This is a genomic window from Vagococcus xieshaowenii, from assembly GCF_004792515.1.
GTDB classification, from domain to species: domain Bacteria; phylum Bacillota; class Bacilli; order Lactobacillales; family Vagococcaceae; genus Vagococcus_A; species Vagococcus_A xieshaowenii.
Genome location: NZ_CP038865.1, coordinates 602,631 through 621,691 on the forward strand (window position 1 = coordinate 602,631; position 19,061 = coordinate 621,691).

Annotated in this window: 20 protein-coding genes; 16 read left to right on the top strand and 4 right to left on the bottom strand. The window is 36.7% G+C overall.

Features of this window, described 5'->3' with window-relative positions:
• Nucleotides 1-98: 98 nt before the first annotated feature.
• From fabT to E4Z98_RS03060, 13 genes are all read left to right on the top strand, one after another.
• Nucleotides 99-539, top strand: coding sequence for a fatty acid biosynthesis transcriptional regulator FabT (gene fabT, locus E4Z98_RS03000; protein WP_135254083.1), 441 nt, complete (start codon nucleotides 99-101; stop codon nucleotides 537-539).
• A 22-nt stretch (nucleotides 540-561) separates the two neighbouring features.
• Nucleotides 562-1,533, top strand: coding sequence for a beta-ketoacyl-ACP synthase III (locus E4Z98_RS03005; RefSeq protein WP_135254081.1), 972 nt, complete (start codon nucleotides 562-564; stop codon nucleotides 1,531-1,533).
• Between the two features lie 41 nt (nucleotides 1,534-1,574).
• Nucleotides 1,575-1,805, top strand: a complete 231-nt coding sequence (locus E4Z98_RS03010; RefSeq protein WP_135254079.1) for an acyl carrier protein — start codon at nucleotides 1,575-1,577, stop codon at nucleotides 1,803-1,805.
• 215 nt (nucleotides 1,806-2,020) lie between these two features.
• Entirely contained in the window at nucleotides 2,021-2,986 is a 966-nt protein-coding gene (gene fabK / locus E4Z98_RS03015) for an enoyl-[acyl-carrier-protein] reductase FabK (RefSeq protein ID WP_135254078.1), read from the top strand.
• A gap of 12 nt (nucleotides 2,987-2,998) precedes the next feature.
• Nucleotides 2,999-3,955 carry an ACP S-malonyltransferase gene (gene fabD, locus E4Z98_RS03020; protein WP_135254076.1) on the top strand — a complete coding sequence of 319 codons (957 nt, stop codon included), beginning with the start codon at nucleotides 2,999-3,001 and terminating at the stop codon, nucleotides 3,953-3,955.
• Entirely contained in the window at nucleotides 3,945-4,676 is a 732-nt protein-coding gene (gene fabG, locus E4Z98_RS03025) for a 3-oxoacyl-[acyl-carrier-protein] reductase (RefSeq protein ID WP_241856722.1), read from the top strand. The genes fabD and fabG overlap by 11 nt, the downstream gene beginning before the upstream one ends.
• Nucleotides 4,677-4,686: 10 nt before the next feature.
• Complete coding sequence (gene fabF, locus E4Z98_RS03030; RefSeq protein WP_135254072.1) at nucleotides 4,687-5,934, top strand: beta-ketoacyl-ACP synthase II; 1,248 nt, start codon at nucleotides 4,687-4,689, stop codon at nucleotides 5,932-5,934.
• A 1-nt stretch (nucleotide 5,935) separates the two neighbouring features.
• The gene (gene accB, locus E4Z98_RS03035) at nucleotides 5,936-6,400 is read left to right on the top strand and encodes an acetyl-CoA carboxylase biotin carboxyl carrier protein (RefSeq protein WP_135254071.1); all 465 of its coding nucleotides are present in this window, start codon (nucleotides 5,936-5,938) and stop codon (nucleotides 6,398-6,400) included.
• A 12-nt stretch (nucleotides 6,401-6,412) separates the two neighbouring features.
• Nucleotides 6,413-6,844, top strand: a complete 432-nt coding sequence (fabZ, locus tag E4Z98_RS03040; RefSeq protein ID WP_135254069.1) for a 3-hydroxyacyl-ACP dehydratase FabZ — start codon at nucleotides 6,413-6,415, stop codon at nucleotides 6,842-6,844.
• Between the two features lies 1 nt (nucleotide 6,845).
• Nucleotides 6,846-8,213: an acetyl-CoA carboxylase biotin carboxylase subunit gene (locus E4Z98_RS03045; protein WP_135254068.1), complete on the top strand. Its 1,368-nt coding sequence runs from the start codon at nucleotides 6,846-6,848 to the stop codon at nucleotides 8,211-8,213.
• A gap of 19 nt (nucleotides 8,214-8,232) precedes the next feature.
• Complete coding sequence (gene accD, locus E4Z98_RS03050) at nucleotides 8,233-9,096, top strand: acetyl-CoA carboxylase, carboxyltransferase subunit beta (RefSeq protein WP_135254066.1); 864 nt, start codon at nucleotides 8,233-8,235, stop codon at nucleotides 9,094-9,096.
• The gene (locus tag E4Z98_RS03055; RefSeq protein WP_135254064.1) at nucleotides 9,096-9,887 is read left to right on the top strand and encodes an acetyl-CoA carboxylase carboxyl transferase subunit alpha; all 792 of its coding nucleotides are present in this window, start codon (nucleotides 9,096-9,098) and stop codon (nucleotides 9,885-9,887) included. The genes accD and E4Z98_RS03055 overlap by 1 nt, the downstream gene beginning before the upstream one ends.
• 115 nt (nucleotides 9,888-10,002) lie before the next feature.
• The gene (locus E4Z98_RS03060) at nucleotides 10,003-10,566 is read left to right on the top strand and encodes a hypothetical protein (protein WP_135254062.1); all 564 of its coding nucleotides are present in this window, start codon (nucleotides 10,003-10,005) and stop codon (nucleotides 10,564-10,566) included.
• A gap of 29 nt (nucleotides 10,567-10,595) precedes the next feature.
• Here the strand turns inward: E4Z98_RS03060 and E4Z98_RS03065 are convergent, their stop codons facing one another.
• Entirely contained in the window at nucleotides 10,596-10,784 is a 189-nt protein-coding gene (locus E4Z98_RS03065; protein WP_135254060.1) for an SPJ_0845 family protein, read from the bottom strand.
• A gap of 81 nt (nucleotides 10,785-10,865) precedes the next feature.
• On the opposite strand from E4Z98_RS03065, the gene E4Z98_RS03070 reads away from it, so the two are divergent.
• Entirely contained in the window at nucleotides 10,866-12,293 is a 1,428-nt protein-coding gene (locus E4Z98_RS03070) for a hypothetical protein (protein ID WP_135254059.1), read from the top strand.
• A 52-nt stretch (nucleotides 12,294-12,345) separates the two neighbouring features.
• Here the strand turns inward: E4Z98_RS03070 and E4Z98_RS03075 are convergent, their stop codons facing one another.
• Nucleotides 12,346-13,455, bottom strand: a complete 1,110-nt coding sequence (locus tag E4Z98_RS03075) for an NAD(P)/FAD-dependent oxidoreductase (RefSeq protein WP_135254057.1) — start codon at nucleotides 13,453-13,455, stop codon at nucleotides 12,346-12,348.
• A complete protein-coding gene (locus E4Z98_RS03080; protein WP_135254055.1) occupies nucleotides 13,456-14,343 on the bottom strand; it encodes a cation diffusion facilitator family transporter in 888 nt (295 codons plus the stop codon).
• Between the two features lie 277 nt (nucleotides 14,344-14,620).
• On the opposite strand from E4Z98_RS03080, the gene glnA reads away from it, so the two are divergent.
• Both glnA and E4Z98_RS03090 read left to right on the top strand, forming a co-directional pair.
• Nucleotides 14,621-15,952 (top strand): type I glutamate--ammonia ligase, encoded by a 1,332-nt coding sequence (gene glnA / locus E4Z98_RS03085; protein ID WP_135254054.1) that lies wholly within the window; start codon nucleotides 14,621-14,623, stop codon nucleotides 15,950-15,952.
• 296 nt (nucleotides 15,953-16,248) lie between these two features.
• Entirely contained in the window at nucleotides 16,249-18,174 is a 1,926-nt protein-coding gene (locus E4Z98_RS03090) for a heavy metal translocating P-type ATPase (RefSeq protein WP_135254052.1), read from the top strand.
• On the opposite strand, the gene E4Z98_RS03095 is transcribed toward E4Z98_RS03090, so the two are convergent.
• A complete protein-coding gene (locus E4Z98_RS03095) occupies nucleotides 18,171-18,944 on the bottom strand; it encodes an alpha/beta fold hydrolase (RefSeq protein ID WP_135254050.1) in 774 nt (257 codons plus the stop codon). The genes E4Z98_RS03090 and E4Z98_RS03095 overlap by 4 nt on opposite strands.
• Nucleotides 18,945-19,061: the final 117 nt, after the last annotated feature.

Sequence of the window (19,061 nt, forward strand, 5' to 3'; positions counted from 1 at the left end):
TTATTTTTTATTCTAATATACTTTGACTATCAAATCATTTGATTATCAAAGTATTTGATTTTCAAACTAATTTGAAAAAATTCATGAAGGAGTTTCAAATGGGAACAGATCTTGATTTAATCAATTCCGCTTTAGTGGCTGTCTTTAATGACATCTTAACCATTGAGGAATCTGAATTACGTAAAAGTCAATTTGACGATATATCAATCAAAGAGATGCACACAATTGAAGCGATTGGACTTCATAATGAACGTACATCTTCAGAGGTTGCCAAACGATTATCCGTCACAGTCGGGACGCTAACTGTTGCGATTAATAATTTGGAAAAAAAGGGTTATGTTGAACGCGTTCGGTGTGAATCAGATCGTCGCGTTGTAAGACTTAAACTAACGAATCGTGGACGTTTATTTTATCGTGTGCATGCTCATTTCCATAAAAAAATGGTACAAGCTGCGTTAACCGATATGAATGAAGATGAAAAAAATGCCTTAATCAAAGGACTAGGCAACTTACATGATTTCTTGAAAAAAAGTTATTAGGTAAGGATTAAGGAGAGTCAAGATGAATTATTCACGTATCACACAATGCGCTCACTATGTACCAGAAAAAATCATTCATAATGATGAATTAGCTACAATGATTGAGACGAGTGATGAATGGATTTATCAGCGAACAGGCATCAGACAGCGTCATGTGGTAACAGATGAGAATACGTCAGATTTGTGTGCAAATGTTGCGCAACAGTTATTAACCAAACGTGGTATTGAGGCAAATCAAATTGACTTTATTCTAGTTGCTACAGTGACACCCGATTATCAAATGCCATCAACAGCTTGTTTAGTACAAGGATTAATTGGTGCAAACAATGCTTTTGCGATGGATATCACCGCAGCGTGTTCGGGATTTGTCTATGCATTAAGTATGGCAGATAAGTTAATTCAAAGCGGGAACTATCAACGAGGTATAGTTATTGGTGCAGAAACCATGTCAAAAGTTATTGATTGGACAGACCGTTCAACTGCCGTATTATTCGGTGATGGAGCTGGCGGTGTTTTGTTAGAAAACACTGAAACCAAACATATTTTGGCAGAGAATCTTCAATCTGATGGCTCAAGAGCTAACAGTTTAACGGCTGGCTTTACTAATAATCAAAGTCCATTCTTTAAAGGGGACCTATTAGGAAATCAGTATTTAGAAATGGATGGTCGTCAAATATTCGACTTTGCATTGAAAGATGTCTCAAAAAATATTTGTCACACAATGGCACAACTTGATAATCAAACAATTGATTATGTATTAGCCCATCAAGCAAACAAACGTTTACTAGATGCAATGGCTAAAAAAACCAAACTTCCTAGAGAAAAATTTCTAGATAATATGGAATTTTTCGCAAATACTTCAGCAGCCTCGATACCTATTTTGTTATCAGAAGCTGTAGAAAAAGAAATACTCACCTTAAACAGTAAACAACAAATTCTATTAACAGGATTTGGTGGCGGTTTGACCTGGGGTAGCCTAGTTGTCAAACTGTAATATAAAAAATTAAAACATAAGATAAATCGGAGGAAATTATAATGGCAACTTTTAACAAAATTCAAGAAATTATCGTGGATCAATTAGGTAAAGAAGAAGAGGAAGTACAATTAACAACAAACTTCCGTGAAGAATTAGAAGCAGATAGCTTAGACTTATTCCAAATTATTAACGATATTGAAGATGAATTTGACGTGAAAATTGAAACAGACGAAGGTCTTAATACAGTTGAAGACTTAGTGAAATTCGTAGATAGCGAATTAGCTAAATAGTCAGATGAAAGCAATTAGCTTAGAACTTGCTTCTAAGCTTTTTTAATTACAAAGACAAAAATAGGTGACTTGGTAACTATAAAGCTTTTAGTAATAAATGATGAAAATGTGCTATGAATTTTGACGAATGAGTAACATAATAAGTCTATTTGTATTAGAAGTTGGTTGAAACAGAACGAATACTTATCAAACAACCAAAATGAGAAGGTGAAAAGATGAAAAATTCAAAATTATGTCAGATGTTGGGAATTGACTATCCTATTATTCAAGGAGCAATGGCTTGGGTTGCAGAAGCTAATCTCGCAAGCGCGGTATCTAATGCTGGAGGTTTAGGTATTATTGCTTCAGGACATGCACCAAAAGAATTTGTAAAAGAACAAATTGAGAAAGCTAAACAATTAACGGATAAACCGTTTGGTGTCAACATCATGTTAATGTCACCCTTTGTTGACGATATTGTTGATTTAGTCTGTGAAGAACGTGTCAAAGTGGTAACAACTGGTGCAGGTTCTCCAGGGAAATATATGGAAAAATTTAAAGCCGCGGGGATTACCGTTATTCCTGTTGTTGCTTCTGTCGCTTTAGCTAAGCGTATGGAATCCGATGGTGCTCATGCAGTGATAGCTGAAGGAATGGAAGGCGGCGGTCACATTGGGAAGACAACGACAATGGCACTTGTACCTCAAGTTGTTGATGCGGTTAACATTCCAGTAATTGCTGCAGGTGGTATTGGTGATGGCCGAGGTGTCGCCGCTGCCTTAATGTTAGGTGTTGACGCGGTACAATTAGGCACGCGTTTCTTAGTTGCACAAGAATCAACGATTCATGAAAATTATAAAAAAGCAGTTTTAAAAGCAAATGACACAAGTACAGATATCACAGGTTTAGCAACAGGTCATCCCGTACGAGGATTACGTAATAAATTAACACGTGAATATAACAAAACAGAACGTATTGAAGCTGGAAAAGAAAATCCAGATTGGGAATTATTAGAAGATCTAGGAAAAGGTGCTTTGAAACGTGCGGTTGTAGATGGAGATACAAAAAACAGCTCTATGATGTCAGGACAAATTGCCGGAATGGTCAATAAAGAAAATCAAACGTGCCAAGAAATTGTGGAAGAATTAGTTCACGACTGCCAACAAGTGATGACGCAAAAAATGGCTGCGTGGGTTGAATAGAGGGAAAAAACAATGAAAATTGGTTTTATTTATAGCGGTCAAGGAGCTCAATATCATGGTATGGGAAAAGAGTTATATGAAACATCTAAAACTTTTTCCAAAACAATCGATGAAGCGAGTGAGGCGTTAGGTTGGGATATGAAGGAATTACTGTTTAATGAAGCATCGTCTTTGAATGAAACAGAATTTACTCAGCCAGCGGTTCTAGCGTTAAGTACCGCAATTGATCGTTTATTGCGTGAAGAAGGAATTATTCCTGAGATGGTAGCTGGATTAAGTTTAGGTGAGTATTCAGCTTTGGTAGCAAGTGGTGCACTTAAATTTGATGAAGCGCTACGTCTTGTTCAAAAGCGTGGTCGCTGGATGACAGAGGCCGTTCCTAGCGGAGAAGGTGCGATGGCTGCTGTGATGAATGTTGACAGACAAATCATTGAACAAACATGTGAAGAAGTCAGTCGCTCACATGGAGTGGTGATAGCGGCTAATTATAATATGCCAGGACAAATTGTTATTTCTGGAGAAACAGCTGCTGTAGAAGAAGCGCAACAACGTTTATCAGAACAACCTAAAAGTAAAGTTGTCAGATTAAATGTCAGTGGCCCGTTCCATACACCGTTACTAGCACCTGCTGCAGATAAGTTAGAAACAGCATTATCTCATCTAGCTATTCACGAGATGAGCATTCCTGTTGTTTCGAATGTTGATGGTCACGTGATTTCATCAGCAGAGGAAATCGCTCCAACATTGGTTAAGCAAATTAAATCTCCTGTTTATTGGGAAGAATGTGTTCAAACAATGATTGAAAAGGGCATCGATACCTTTGTGGAAGTTGGGCCAGGTAAAGCATTGCGAAGTTTTGTGAAAAAAATTGATCGCAAGGTAGCCGTTTTTAATGTTGAGAATTCTCAAACGTTCGAAAAACTGATAAGTAAAATTAAAGAATATGAGGAAACACAAAATGATAAATAAAACAGTTGTGGTAACGGGGAGTACCCGTGGTATTGGTTATGGGATCGCGTTAGCGTTTGCCCAAAAAGGCGCTAATATTGTGCTTAATGGACGTAAGCCATTAGATGAGACATTACTACAGTCATTTAATGAATTAGGTGTAAAGACACACTATGTTCAAGGTGATGTTCAAAATATGGAAGATGCAGCGAAACTCATTACTGAAGCAAAAGAAGTGTTTGGTTCAGTGGATGTATTAGTAAATAATGCCGGCATTACGAATGATAAATTAATCATGCGCATGTCTGAAGAAGACTTTGATTCAGTTATCAATGTGAACTTGAAAGGAACGTTCAATACTATTCAACAAGTCTCAAGTGTGATGTTGAAACAAAAATCAGGCACGATTATTAATTTATCGAGTGTCGTAGGTTTAACAGGTAATGCAGGACAAGCTAATTACGCGGCAAGTAAAGCAGGGGTTGTTGGTTTAACTAAATCAGTCGCTCGTGAATTATCAGCGCGTGGTATTACTTGTAATGCGATTGCACCAGGTTTCATTGAATCTGATATGACAGATGTATTGAGTGATAAAGTAAAAGAAGTAGCCAAAACACAAATTCCTTTAAAGCGTTTTGGTAAAGTAGAAGAAGTGGCACAAGCCGCTATCTTCTTATCAGAAAATCGCTATATTACCGGTCAAGTATTAAATGTTGACGGTGGTATGGTAATGAATGGATAGGAGGATCCACATGAATACAAGACGAGTAGTCATTACAGGACAAGGGGCAGTGACTCCTTTAGGAAATACAGCAGAAACGTTTTGGGAAGGCTTAAAAGCTGGGAAAAACGGGATTGCACCTATTCAGCGTTTTGACGCTAGCCAAACAGGTGTCACAGTAGCAGCCGAAGTAAAAGACTTCGATCCAACGCTGTATATGGAGAAAAAACAAACAAAGCGTATGGATGCTTTCTCAATTTATGGGATTGCTGCAGCTAAGCAAGCTTTAGCTGATAGTGGTTTAGTTCTTGGTGATAATGTTGACCCACATCGTACTGGCGTTATTGTTAGCTCTGGGATTGGTGGTATGACAACTATCCAAGAACAAGTAATCAAAATGAAAGAACGTGGACCTAAGCGTGTAGCGCCTTTCTTTGTCCCAATGTCTATCGGCAATATGGCAGCTGGAAATATTTCGATTGAACTAGGTGCTAAAGGCGTTTGTTCATGTGTCGTTACCGCGTGTGCATCGGCAACTAATGCTATAGGGGATGCGTTCCGTTCTATTAAGCATGGGTATCAAGATGTTATTTTTGCGGGTGGTGCAGAAGCGACTATTTGTGAAATTGGTATTTCAGGATTTGCAGCACTAACGGCATTAACAACAGCTGAAGATCCAAATCGTGCGTCAATTCCTTTTGATAAAGAACGTGGTGGCTTTGTCATGGGAGAAGGAGCAGGAGTAGTGGTTCTGGAAGAGTTAGAACATGCTAAAGCGCGTGGTGCTAATATCTTAGCTGAAGTGGTAGGGTATGGTGCTAATAGTGATGCTTATCATATGACGAGTCCAACGCCAGATGGTTCTGGGGCAGGACGTTGCATGATGTTGGCTATGGAAGAAGCTGGTATTAAACCTGATCAAGTAGACTACATTAATGCTCATGGTACTGGAACGCCAACTAACGACGGGGCAGAGACAACAGCGATTAAATATGCGTTAGGTGATGCAGCGTATAAAGTTGCTATTTCAAGCAGCAAGTCGATGACTGGGCATTTATTAGGAGCAGCAGGAGCGATTGAAGCAATGGCCTGTATTGGCGCATTACAAGAAGATTTTGTCCCACCTACTATTAACTATCAAGTAGATGATGAAACATGTGACCTAGATTATGTGCCAAATATTGGGCGTGAACGTAATGTTCAATACGCATTAACGAACTCTTTAGGATTTGGTGGCCATAATGCTGTTTTATGTTTGAAAAAATGGGCAGGTGAGTAAGATGAATTATTCAGAGTTAAGAGAGTTATTAACACAATTTGATGAATCATCTGTAAGATTTATCGATTTAACCAATGGCGACTTTCATTTAGTTTTAAATAAAGACAAAGCGGAATTTGTTCAACCCACTGTACCACTAGCAGTATCTGCTCCAGTAAATGTGGAAGAATCGACAGTTAGCGAACCTATCGCGCAAGATCAAGTTACCGAGACTGCGCCAGTTGTGACAACAGCTGAACAAATTACCTCACCTTTAGTAGGTGTCGCATATTTAAAACCAGCACCAGATCAGCCGGTATTTAAATCAGTTGGTGATAGTGTGAAAAAAGGCGACGTACTATGTATTGTCGAAGCAATGAAAGTTATGAACGAAATTGTGAGCGATCGCGATGGTGTGATTGTTGAAATTAATATAGAAAATGAAGAAGTAGTTGAATATGGTCAAGCCCTATTCACTGTCCAATAGGAGGAAAAATAAATGCAATTAAATGTACAAGAAATTATGGAAATCATACCAAATCGTTACCCAATTATGATGGTTGACCGTGTGCTAGAATTAGTACCTGGTAAACACGTTGTCGCGATTAAAAACGTTACCTACAATGAACAGTTTTTCCCAGGTCATTTCCCAGGTGAAGCCGTTATGCCAGGTGTCTTAATTTTAGAAGCACTTGCACAAACAGGTTCAATTCCTTTATTAAAGAGTGAAGAATTCGAAGGACAAACAGGCTACTTAGGTGGTATTGATAAAGTGAAATTCCGTCAAAAAGTTGTCCCAGGTGATGTGTTACGTATGGAAATGGAAATCATTAAACGTAAAGGGAATATTGGTGTTGGTAAAGCAACTGCTTCTGTAGATGGAAAAGTAGTTTGTTCAGCATTGATGACATTTATTATCGGAGCTAAATAATATGATTAATAAAGTTTTGATTGCCAATCGTGGTGAAATCGCTGTTCGCATTATTAGAACGTGTCGTGAACTAGGCATTCAAACGGTGGCGGTTTTTTCTGAAGCAGATCGGTATGCTCTTCATACCGAACTTGCTGATGAAGCTGTTTGTATTGGGCCAGCTCGTTCAAGTGATTCTTACTTAAATATGGAGAATATCCTGAGTGCTGCAGTTAGCCTAGGGGCAGATGCGATTCATCCAGGATTTGGTTTTTTAGCTGAAAATAGTCGTTTTGCAGAGATGTGTGAAGCGTGTCAAATTAAGTTTATTGGACCAAAGGCTACAACCATTGATGAGATGGGCAATAAAATTAATGCCCGTGCGTTGATGATTAAAGCGGGTGTACCAGTTATTCCAGGTAGTGACGGTGTGATTGAAACGCCAGAAGAAGCTCATCAACTTGCCAAAGAAATTGGTTTTCCTGTCATGCTAAAAGCAGCTGCAGGTGGTGGAGGTAAAGGGATTCGTAAAGTTTTATCAGTGGAAGAGTTGACAGCACAATTCCAATCAGCTCAACAAGAAGCATTAGCTGCATTTGGTAACGGAGACATGTATTTAGAAAAAATTATCTATCCAGCAAAACATATTGAAGTACAAATATTAGGTGATGCATTTGGTCATGTGATTCATTTAGGAGAACGTGACTGTTCATTACAGCGTAATAATCAGAAAGTTTTAGAGGAAGCCCCTGCATTTGGTTTGCCAACGGATGTTCGTCAACAAATTGGTGAAGCAGCTGTTCGTGCAGCCAAAGCAGTAAACTATGAAAATGCAGGAACAATTGAATTTTTAGTAGATGAATCCAATCAATTTTACTTTATGGAAATGAATACACGTATTCAAGTTGAGCATCCGGTAACTGAGATGATCACACAGGTGGATATTGTCGCTGAGCAATTAAATGTAGCAAGTGGTCTACCTTTAACGCTTAAACAAGAAGATATTAGGATTCAAGGTCATGCTATTGAATGCCGAATTAATGCTGAAAACCCAAGTTTTAATTTTGCACCTAGTCCAGGTAAGATTACCGAGTTATTGTTACCTGCAGGTGGATTAGGGATTCGAGTAGATAGTTCGGTCTATCAAGGCTATACGATTCCACCTTATTATGATTCAATGATTGCCAAAGTCATCACACATGGTAAGACACGTGAAGAAGCATTAAATAAAATGCATCGTGCGTTAGTTGAGTTAGTAATTGAAGGTGTATTGACTAATCAAGAATTTCAAATGGATTTAATTAGTCATCCAGATGTTAGAGTGGGTCATTATAATACCGCATTTTTACAAGAAACATTTTTACCTCAGTGGCTTCCTCAAGAAGCATAGGTGAAGGAGGCAAGTACAAGTGGCACTATTTAAAAAGAAAAAATACATTAAATTAACCCCTTCTTCAAATAATAAAGAAGATAAACAGCCAAAACCTTCAGTTCCAGATAATTTATGGGAAAAATGTCCTAGTTGTAAAAAAATTATTTATACAAAAGATTTGGGTACAACGAAAACATGCCAGCATTGCGGGTACTGTTTCCGATTAGATTGTCGTGAACGATTGTTTATGACGGTGGATGAACATTCTTTTGAAGAATGGGATTCTGACATTAAGGTAGTTAATCCTATAAGCTTTCCTGGATATGAAGAGAAGTTGAAAAAAATGCAAGCAACGACAGGTTTGCATGAAGCTGTAATTACAGGGCAAGGAACAATTGAACAACAACCTGTAGTCATTGCAATCATGGACAGTCAGTTTATCATGGGTAGTATGGGTCATGTTGTCGGTGAAAAAATTACGCGTGCCTTTGAACGAGCGACTGACTTAAAGTTACCGATTATTATCTTCACCGCTTCTGGAGGTGCTCGCATGCAAGAAGGGATTATTTCTCTGATGCAAATGGCAAAAATTTCAGCAGCAGTAAAACGACATGCTAAACAAGGTTTGTTATATATTACTGTTTTAACAGATCCTACAACAGGTGGTGTCACCGCCAGTTTTGCTATGCAAGGGGATATTATTTTAGCGGAACCTCAAGCGACCATTGGATTTGCCGGCAGACGTGTAATTGAACAAACAATTCGTCAGGAATTACCAGAAGAGTTTCAAAAGGCGGAGTTCTTACTTAAAAAAGGCTTTGTTGATAAAATTGTTGCACGACATGAATTAACGAAAATACTGGCGCAACTTTTAGCATTTCATCAAGGAGGGAATAGGTAATGGTAACACAAAAGAAAGCTAACGAACTTGTTGCCTTAGCTAGACACCCAAAACGCTTTACGCCACTTCAATACATAGAAGAATTATTTGATGAATTTATTGAATTTCATGGCGATCGTTATTATGGAGATGATGCGGCAGTAGTCGGTGGCATTGCCTATCTTAATGAGCAACCAGTCACAGTAATTGGAATTCAAAAAGGCCGTGATTTAGAAGAAAATTTAAAACGCAATTTTGGTTCTCCTCATCCAGAAGGTTACCGTAAAGCGCTACGCTTAATGAAACAAGCTGAAAAATTCAATCGTCCAATTATAACGTTTATTAATACACCAGGGGCATTCTGTGGAATCGAAGCAGAAGAACGTGGTGAAGGTGAAGCCATTGCGCGGAATCTTTATGAGATGAGTGATTTAAAGGTGCCAATTATTTCTGTCTTTTGTGGTGAAGGTGGTAGTGGTGGTGCCATTGCATTGGGTGTTGCCGATTCAGTATTAATGCTAGAGTATAGTATATACTCCATATTATCGCCAGAAGGCTTTGCGTCTATTTTATGGAAAGATAGCAGTCGTGCCTCTGAAGCGGCAGAAATGATGAAATTAACTTCTTACGATTTAAAAGATTTACAGGTAGTAGATAAATTGATTCCTGAACAATTAGAGGGTAAAACACTAGAACAAGTAACGATTAATACTTACTTGAAACACGAATTAGTTAAAACACTAGAACAACTAGCAGGATTAGAGCTAGACAGCTTATTAGAAAAAAGGTATCAACGATTCAGACAATATTAGTGAAAAAATGAGTGACGACAGTTCTGTCGTGCTCTTTTTTTTATAAAATAATATCAACTAAATATATTTAATGTTATAATTCTTACAAACATTTTAGCAAATTTAAGGAGGAAGTATGAGTCAATTCAGTCAAGTCAAAAAAATTACATTTTCAGCTATTTTGGTGGCAATCGGTATTTTAATTCCAATGGTTATGCCAATTAAATTAATGATTGAACCTGTTTCATTTACTTTAGCTAGTCATGTGCCAATTTTTTTAGCTATGTTTATTTCACCGGGAGTGGCTATTGCGGTAGCAGTAGGAACAGGTTTTGGTTTTCTGTTGTCATTTCCTATTACGATTGCTTTAAGAGCTTTTTCACATGTGATATTTGCTTATTTAGGGGCATTATGCTTGAAAAAAAATCCAACAATTATTAGAAATAAACAGAAAAATGCAGTATTTGCCGTTGTAATTGGTCTAATTCATACCGTTGTTGAGGCTATGGTTGTATTCATTTTATTTATTAATAAGGGAATACCTGGCGCTGAGTATACGAATGCCTATATCACGAATATGCTATTAATTTTACTGATAGGTGGTTTAATTCATAGCGTAGTAGATTACTATTTAGCTTTTTATATCGCTAAGCGAACCGAACGATTGTTTCCGTTACCAGTATTTTCAAACAGCAAATAAATAAAGACAAGGTGATGATCACCTTGTCTTTATTTTGTCTCTTCACGTGTTGCTTGTGCTTTTTTTTCTAATTCGATAAATTTATCGGCTTCATTTTGGGCGATTTTGTTACGTCGATCCATCTCTTCTTGCTCAAATGATAAATCAGTATCCAAATCAACGATAAACTCAGCAAATTTTTTATCTAATTCATCTGTTTTGTTGTACTTAATTGCCATTATTATTCCTCCTGCTTAGTAAGATATTTTATTTATACTATACAACTTACTAGGGTATAATGGAAGTAGGAGGAGATTTTTATGAGGAAAAGTTTAGAACAAGTCTACGTTATGATTCAATCCAATAAACTTGAGTCAACTGACGTCATAGAGTCTCAGGTCAATGATTGGTTTTGGTTAGGGAAATTATTATCAAATCAAGACATATTACTGTACCAAGAAATAGTCGAGGGTGACTTAGTTGAACATGATGAACGCGTATTTTCTAAAAAAATACCCACATGGTCCAAACAAATAAGGACACATTTAACGGCAAAAAATAATCAAGTCTCTTGTGAATGCTATGTAGAAAATGGTTATCTAGCTCAAACCATATTGTTATCATTTGAACGATACAAAGAAATGCAATCTTTAATTGAGGATTATATTGATTGTCGAATGATGAATAAAGGTTTATATGCTTATATACGTGATTATCAAGAATATCTCAGTCATAACTTATTTTATTTAGAAGAACGCGATCAGTACATAGAGCAGGAATTGCCATTGTTAAGAAAAATGAAGAATGATGAACATGAAACGGTTGTCGACTGTAGTCAATTATCTGGCTATGATCTGATGTACGAACGCTTATGTCTGACATCTTGTTGGAAGATGTGGTTTAGTTCCCTTTATTATCATCTTGTCCCGAAACAAGCTTTTTTAGATGTTCAACAAGTGGACAGTATTGAAGAATTAGACAACGAAGTGATTAAAATCAAATTATTTGATTCCCCAGTTGATTGGCCAATACCTGCTAATCAACATTTTCAAAAGTTATTTAGGAAACAATTAGGATTCGATCAAATTGAATGGATAAATGGTGTTGGCGTTCTAGAAGATCCTTATGCAGAATTCATTAAAGCACCGCAAATGATTCAAATGATTCAATATCAAAATGATTATTTACAACCGATTGAAAAAAATAAAGCGACGCATTTTGTTTCTCGCATGTTTAATTATACTGAACAGGTCTATATAGAATCTAGGCAACACGGCCAACTGAATTATCAAGCCTATTTTCCTTTTGAAATAAAGGAAACCAAAGAAAATTTGGCCTATTGGTTGTTAAACACGGAATATTGTTTAGATGGAGGAACGGAAGCATTTACTTATTACATTGATTATTATTTAAGAGCATTACAAAAGTTATCAATGTATAAAAAACAGGCCACCGTTTTAAAATTTTATTTGCCAGAAAAAGCATTTAATCAGTTAGCACTAGACAATTTAGTTCAGTCACTTACTGAAAAGAAATATTTGATTTATCCGTCGTTAGATAACAATCATTACTTGGTTGTAAAATATGGTCAAACAATGAGCATCCAATTTGAGCAAGCGAATAAATTACGTGAGGACACGAAAAATTGGCGACAACCAACAGAAGACGAAATAAAAGAAAAGCAAGAATCGCTAGATGATAAAATAAAAAACTTTTTCCATCAAAATAGCGTAAAAAAAGAAGAATAAAGAAGCACCGCAAGTATCCGTCGTTTAGCGGAATATTTGCGATGCTTTTTTGTTAATGAAGTGGTGTAATATAGGGGTCAGGTGAGTAATTGGTTGCATCAAGCTCAGTAGGTTGTTTTGTAATCAGTTGTGCTAACATTTTTCCAATCATGGGCCCAGTTGTCAGTCCGGATGATCCTAAGCCACTTGCGACTAATAATTGGGTAGTGTGTGGAATAAATCCAAAGAATGGTAAAAAGTCAGAAGTATAAGCGCGTGTGCCGACTCTGACTTCTTTCAAGTCATCCATCGAAACGTCAGGTAAATAATGATGCAGATTATTAAACATTTCCTGAGTGGCTGAAATATCTACGGTTAAATCAAAGTCTTGTTCATTTTCATGAGTAGCCCCAATTAATAATTTATCGTCACCGATAGGGATAATATCACCTTCACCAGTTGGAATGACCACTGGGAGTTTACTGCGTGTATTTTCATGATGAAACACTAATAACTGTCCTTTTTGAGGGCGAACATCAACTTCAAAACCAAGTGGGGTTAACAGCTCACTTAACCAAGGACCTACTGCAAGGACGATATAATCAAACGTCTCCTGTTCATTGTTTGTTGAGACTAGCCATTGATCGTTCTTTCGGACAATAGATGAGACACGTTCGTTTTTAATAGTGCCTCCTTGTTGTTGAATAGTGCGTGTCAAAGATTCAAGTAACGATTTACCATCTACTCTAGCACCACCAGATAAAAAAACAGCCTCTTCATTAGTTGTTAACTCAGGATATAAAGCGTTAATTTCTTCAGGCGTTACTTTTTTTACGTTTCCTATTTCAGGAGATTCTAATAGTCGCTTAGTTCCGATAGCTAATGTTTTATCTAATGTTTTAGGATTTTTTTTAAACATTAAAGTACCAACTTGTTGATAAGAAAGGGCTGCTTGCTCGTCTAATTCGGCTATTAAGCTAGGGTATAATTTTGCCCCCATGCGTGCTAAGTTATACCAATTTTGATTTCTACGTTGAGATAACCAAGGGGAAATAATACCAGCGCTGGCTTTAGTTGCTTGTCCCTTATCGTCATCGAATAAAACAACTTCCATTCCTTCTTTCGTTAAATAATGGGCGGTTGTTTTACCCACAATTCCTCCACCAATAATGCCTACTTTCATTTATTCAGACTCCTTTTCTTGTAAAGGTTCGACGTGTATATCTGTATCAAATACATTATATTTGTCTGATAACAATTGTTCAATAGTTTCCGTAATGTCATGACTTTCTTCAACAGTAATGTGTGGGTCCATAAACACAACGACATCCAAAAAAATATTCGCGCCGTAAGAACGACCCTTAATGTCTTTAACACCCTCAACACCTTCAATATGTAGAATATCTTTTTTATACTTTCTTAATTCCTCAATAGAAAAGCCATCTGACAGGCTGTAGCTACTTTCTTTAAAAATATCAAACCCTGTTTTAATAATCACTAAGCCAATAATTAAAGCGGTCAATCGGTCAATCCAAATTAAATTGAAAGAAGAAGCAAAAACAGCTATGGCTGTCCCAATACTAGTAATTGCATCGGATAGATTATCTTTTGCAGCAGCATCTAGTGCGTGACTTTTTACTTTTTTTGCTAAGCGGTGATTGTAAAGATAGACCCCAAACATGAAAATAGCAGAGACGATACCAACAATCGCAGCGATACTATCAGGGACATCCGTTTGTTTATTGAAGAGGTGCGTTAGTGCTTCAACGAAGACTTGTCCACCGACGACAATCATAACAAGAGAAGTTAGTAAGCTAGCTAAACTCTCCATTTTCCAATGACCATAGCGATGATCGTCGTCGGCTGGTTTCCTAGCTAATCTTAAGCCGATTAAGACGGTAATCGAAGCGACAATGTCGGTTGCGTTATTTAATCCATCGGCAAAGAGTGCTTTTGAGTGTGTCAAATCACCTACAACTAATTTAAATACAGCTACAATAACATAGGCAATGATACTTACAATGGCCCCTCTTTCCGCCATTTTTAATTGAGCTTCTCTTTCTTTTATCATATTTAGGAAACCTACTTTCTGAAAAATTTCATAAGGAAAATTATACCAAATAAAAAATTCAGATGCTATGTTTCAAGTGAACCAAAATAATTAGAAATATTTAACCAAAAATTTTTTTTGTTTGACCATTTTTCGTTGACAGAGAAAAAGTGAAGTGGTATGATTGTTTCAATCATTGATTAATAGGCGTTTTGATGTTTTTTTGACGAATGGTATAGTTCGGTTTTTAGCTATATTTTTCAATGAAAAAGATGTTAGAAGGGAAATACATACAATAATGGATAAGAAAATTGCAGAAATTAAACAGTTAGCAAAAGAAGAAGACGTTCATTTTTTACGTCTAATGTTTACAGACATTCTAGGTGTGATTAAAAATGTCGAGGTACCGATTAGTCAGCTAGATAAGGTATTAGACAATAAGATGATGTTCGATGGTTCTTCAATTGAAGGATTTGTTCGTATTGAAGAAAGCGATATGTATTTATACCCTGATTTAGATACATGGCTAGTATTCCCTTGGGAGACAAGTCATGGTAAAGTAGCGCGCTTAATTTGTGACGTCTACACACCAGATGGAGAGCCATTTGCTGGAGATCCTCGTGGCAACTTAAAACGCAACCTTAATAAAATGAAGGAATTAGGATTTACTGATTTCAATTTAGGAGCAGAACCAGAATTCTTCCTATTTAAACTTGACGCAGATAACAAACCAACGCTTAATTTAAATGATGATGGTGGTTATTTTGATTTATCACCAACAGACTTAGGTGAAAACTGCCGTCGTGAAATCGTATTAGAATTAGAAAAATTAGGCTTTGAAATTGAAGCATCTCATCATGAATGCGCATCTGGGCAACATGAAATTGATTTCAAATACGAAAATGTTTTAAAAGCCTGTGATGAAATTCAAACATTTAAACTAGTGGTAAAAACAATTGCTCGTAAACACGGCTTACACGCAACCTTTATGCCAAAACCAATTCATGGTATCGCAGGTTCAGGTATGCATTGTAATATGTCATTATTTAAAGATGGCGACAATGTTTTCTATGATCCAAAAGACGAACGTGAATTAAGCCAAACAGCTTATCAATTTTTAGCAGGTTTAATTGAGCACGCACGTGGTTATACAGCTGTATGTAATCCATTAGTAAACTCATATAAACGCTTAGTACCTGGATATGAAGCACCTGTATATGTAGCATGGAGTGGTCGTAATCGTTCACCACTAATTCGTATTCCTGCTTCTCGTGGCTTATCGACACGTTTGGAATTACGTTCAGTTGACCCATCAGCTAATCCATACTTAGCAATGGCTGCTTTACTAGAAGCTGGATTGGATGGTATTCGTCGAGAATTAACGCCTCCTGCTGAAGTGAACCAAAATATTTATGAAATGACACAAGCAGAACGCGACGCAGCAAGTATTAAAGATTTGCCATCAACGTTGCACAACGCGGTGAAAGATTTCAAAAAAGATGACACCATGAAAGCCGCATTAGGGACTCATATTTTTGAAAGCTTTATTGCATCAAAAGAGCATGAATGGGCAGATTATAGAGAACGTGTCACACAATGGGAAATTGATACCTATTTAACTTTATATTAAAGCCAATGATTTAACTAAGTATTAAAAGGTTGTCGCATGATTAGTGCGACAACCTTTTTGTATATTTTCTTTTTATTTGATGAGCTGTTAGTTTGTGATTCGAAGGTTTTATAAAAAAATGGAGGTTGTATTTAGAGATAATAAGTTGTATCAATTGATAATGAGAATCGTAGTCGTTTCTGTTAACATTCATCTCTAGCAAAAAATTATATACGGGGGTATAATAAATACATGAATAAGTATTCATGTATTGAGAATCATTCTTAATTAGTGGATATAAAAATGGAGGGATTATTATGGGAGTAACACATACTTCATGTCAAGGAAGTCATGAGACTAATGAGCATCATGGCAAAGTTCCTGTTATTTTATTTTTTGTGGGATTGATTGTTTTTATCATTGCATTATTTTTTGAAAGTAAAAGTGTGACTCAAAATAGTTTAATGACATGTTCCATGATTTTGGCAGGTTATCATGTGATTGAAGAGGGAGTCATTGACACGATCAATCATACTAAAGAAAAAGGGAAGTTTACCCCAAATGTTCATGTATTGATGACACTAGCTGCATTAGGAGCAATGGTAATTGGGGATTTTTCAGAAGGTTCATTGTTAATTTTGATATTTGCAGGCTCACATTTTTTAGAAGATTACGCAGAAGGAAAAAGTAAAAAAGAAATCACTAACTTGATGAAGTTAAATCCAACGGAAGCTCGCTTATTAGATGAAGAAGGTAACAGTCAAGTGGTGCCAATTTCACAGGTGAAAGTGGGCGATAAATTACAAGTATTAAACGGAGATCAAATAGCAACAGATGGTATTATTTTATCAGGTTTGAGTTCTATTGATGAAGCAGCTATTACCGGTGAAAGCATTCCTAGAGAAAAGACGGTGGGTGATGAAGTATTTGGTAGTACGATTAATGGAACAGGTACATTTGTTATGGAAGTAACAAAAGCTAGTGAAGACACGTTATTTTCTCAGATTATTAAGATGGTAAATCAAGCACAAGATAATCAATCACGCACGGCGACAAAAATTCAACGTTTGGAACCAATTTACGTTAAATTAGTTTTGGTCCTTGTTCCTTTATTTATTTTATTAGGCGGAACAATTATTGGTTGGACTTGGTACGAAAGTTTTTATCGTGGGATGGTATTCTTAACAGTTGCTTCTCCATGTGCACTAGCAGCCAGTGCCGTTCCAGCTAGTTTGTCAGCTATTTCAAACTTAGCTAAAAGAGGTGTGTTATTTAAAGGTGGCGCTTATTTATCTAAGCTAGCAGAAGTTAAAGCTATTGCATTTGATAAAACAGGCACCTTAACCGCGGGTAAACCCGTTGTTACGGATACTTATTTTGTTAAAGGAATTGAGGAAGAAACATTAATTAACGTGATAGTATCAATGGAAAAACAAGCCAATCATCCGTTAGCTGAAGCCATTGTATCGCATTATCCTGACGCTAATTCTTTAGCAATAGAAATTGACAATCAAATTGGTAAAGGTTTAGTGGCTCGTCTTGAGGAAACACATTATCAAATTGGTAAACCTAGTTTGTTTGATAATATTTCTAAAGAAATTTGTGAGTATCAAGAAAAATTTGCTAAAGAGGGAAAAACCGTTGTTCTTGTCGCGGTGAATGAACAAGTAGTAGGAATCATTGCGATGTTAGACGTCCCAAATGATTCAGCACAACCTGTTATGAAGTCGTTGAAGTCTCAAGGGATTCATACGGTAATGATTACTGGAGACTCTGAGATCACTGGTCAAGCAGTTGGGGGAATGATAGGCGTAAATGAAGTTTTTGGTAATGTATTGCCAGAAAATAAATCAAAAATTGTGGAACAATTACAACAACAATATGGTGTTGTTGCCATGCTTGGTGACGGGGTGAATGATGCGCCAGCTTTAGTTGCAGCAGATGTAGGGGTTGCAATGGGAGAAGGAACAGATATTGCAATGGACGTAGCGGATGCCGTATTAATGAAAAATGATTTGAATAAGTTTAACTATGCCTTTCAAGTAGCAAAAAAACTTGATAAAATCACGATGCAAAATATCATTTTCTCAATGTCCGTTATTGTTTTATTAGTGATATTGAACTTTATTGGTAAAATGAATTTGCCATTTGGGGTTGTTTTCCACGAAGGAAGCACCATTTTAGTTATTTTAAATGGTTTAAGAATGTTGATTCCATTAAAAAACGAAAAAGAGCGCTCTTAATTGAGTGCTCTTTTTGTATGCTTTTCGATAAATTGAGCGATAACTTCCATCAGATCAGGCGTAACTAAGTGCCCTTCGTTATCTCCAGTTACAAAGACAACCTCTTTGGCATAGTCATTACCTTTTATTTCATGATAAAAGTTTTTCGCCTCGCTATAAGGTATCTTTGAATCTTCTGTACCGTGCCAAATGAATAAGGGACGTGAATTAATCGTTTCAGGTGATAAGCCAAGGTCATAATTAGGGATCCAATTAAGCAGTCGGATTAAATCAGGAGCCACATCAATACTGCGCTCTGCTTTTATTCGCGTTTGCATATGATTGAAGTAGCTAACTGGTGTCGGAGTTCCCATAATGCTTACGCCAATAGCAATTTCAGGATGTTGGCGCATTAAAGCGGCAGTTGTGATACCTCCCATAGAGTACCCACCCACGATAATGGGGTAGTCACCTAGCCAATCATGATGCTTGAAATAATCAATCATAAGGTTGAATTCCATAATATTATATTGAATGCTTGTCCAAAAGGTAAAAGATGGAATGGAAGAACGTGCCCATTTTTTTCGTTCGCCATGAAACATCGCATCGGGTAAAATAACTCGGAAGCCTTTTTTGGCAATTTTACGCGCTTGTGTTAGTAATAATTCTTTACTTGTTTGCCAACCGTGATAAAAAATGACTAAAGGTAATTGTTTAGAGGAATAATCACTAGGCACCACTTCTAATGTAGGGATTTCTTTGATCATTCGTTTACGAATCGTTAATTTCATAATAAAAACTCTTTTCTTGGTATTTGTCTTATAGTATAAGGAGTTTATCGTCTATTTGGCAAAGAATGTCTCTTGAATATTTTCGTTCAAGTCATTTTTGTGCTATAATGCTACGGG

Coding starts and splice junctions, on each gene's coding strand:
- fabT (WP_135254083.1), top strand. CDS start 99: ATGGGAACAGATCTTGATTTAATCAATTCCGCTTTAGTGGCTGTCTTT.
- E4Z98_RS03005 (WP_135254081.1), top strand. CDS start 562: ATGAATTATTCACGTATCACACAATGCGCTCACTATGTACCAGAAAAA.
- E4Z98_RS03010 (WP_135254079.1), top strand. CDS start 1,575: ATGGCAACTTTTAACAAAATTCAAGAAATTATCGTGGATCAATTAGGT.
- fabK (WP_135254078.1), top strand. CDS start 2,021: ATGAAAAATTCAAAATTATGTCAGATGTTGGGAATTGACTATCCTATT.
- fabD (WP_135254076.1), top strand. CDS start 2,999: ATGAAAATTGGTTTTATTTATAGCGGTCAAGGAGCTCAATATCATGGT.
- fabG (WP_241856722.1), top strand. CDS start 3,945: ATGATAAATAAAACAGTTGTGGTAACGGGGAGTACCCGTGGTATTGGT.
- fabF (WP_135254072.1), top strand. CDS start 4,687: ATGAATACAAGACGAGTAGTCATTACAGGACAAGGGGCAGTGACTCCT.
- accB (WP_135254071.1), top strand. CDS start 5,936: ATGAATTATTCAGAGTTAAGAGAGTTATTAACACAATTTGATGAATCA.
- fabZ (WP_135254069.1), top strand. CDS start 6,413: ATGCAATTAAATGTACAAGAAATTATGGAAATCATACCAAATCGTTAC.
- E4Z98_RS03045 (WP_135254068.1), top strand. CDS start 6,846: ATGATTAATAAAGTTTTGATTGCCAATCGTGGTGAAATCGCTGTTCGC.
- E4Z98_RS03055 (WP_135254064.1), top strand. CDS start 9,096: ATGGTAACACAAAAGAAAGCTAACGAACTTGTTGCCTTAGCTAGACAC.
- E4Z98_RS03060 (WP_135254062.1), top strand. CDS start 10,003: ATGAGTCAATTCAGTCAAGTCAAAAAAATTACATTTTCAGCTATTTTG.
- E4Z98_RS03065 (WP_135254060.1), bottom strand. CDS start 10,784: ATGGCAATTAAGTACAACAAAACAGATGAATTAGATAAAAAATTTGCT.
- E4Z98_RS03070 (WP_135254059.1), top strand. CDS start 10,866: ATGAGGAAAAGTTTAGAACAAGTCTACGTTATGATTCAATCCAATAAA.
- E4Z98_RS03075 (WP_135254057.1), bottom strand. CDS start 13,455: ATGAAAGTAGGCATTATTGGTGGAGGAATTGTGGGTAAAACAACCGCC.
- E4Z98_RS03080 (WP_135254055.1), bottom strand. CDS start 14,343: ATGATAAAAGAAAGAGAAGCTCAATTAAAAATGGCGGAAAGAGGGGCC.
- glnA (WP_135254054.1), top strand. CDS start 14,621: ATGGATAAGAAAATTGCAGAAATTAAACAGTTAGCAAAAGAAGAAGAC.
- E4Z98_RS03090 (WP_135254052.1), top strand. CDS start 16,249: ATGGGAGTAACACATACTTCATGTCAAGGAAGTCATGAGACTAATGAG.
- E4Z98_RS03095 (WP_135254050.1), bottom strand. CDS start 18,944: ATGAAATTAACGATTCGTAAACGAATGATCAAAGAAATCCCTACATTA.